The sequence below is a fragment of the Chryseobacterium sp. SIMBA_029 genome (genome assembly GCF_046535275.1).
GTDB lineage: Bacteria > Bacteroidota > Bacteroidia > Flavobacteriales > Weeksellaceae > Chryseobacterium.
The window spans coordinates 1-311 of sequence record NZ_JAWRXA010000155.1; the positions used below are offsets into that span (position 1 = coordinate 1).

Annotated in this window: 1 protein-coding gene; it reads right to left on the minus strand. The window is 55.9% G+C overall.

Annotated elements, in window-relative coordinates; translation table 11 throughout:
• Window positions 1–311 (minus strand): EAL domain-containing protein (locus tag SB679_RS23610; protein WP_410704700.1); only part of this gene is annotated, 311 nt, incomplete at both ends.

Consider the following 311-nt stretch of genomic DNA (forward strand, 5'->3'; position numbering starts at 1 on the left):
TGATCGATCTTGAGTTTATCGAGCGGCAAGTCAGCGAGATAGCTCATAGAGGAGTAACCGGTTCCAAAATCGTCCAGCGCAATAGAAACACCGATCGCGCGGACCGCAGCCATCTTCGCCTTCGATCGGCCACCATTGTCGAGGATGGCAGATTCGGTCAGCTCGACACAGAGCCGTGACGCCGGCAAGCCACTCCTTGACAAAGCAAGGCGAATTTCACCCTCCACATCGGCGCGCTCAAACTGAATTGGCGAGACATTGACCGAAACAGCACCCGCTGGCCAATGCATGGCCTCCGCACAGGCATTCAT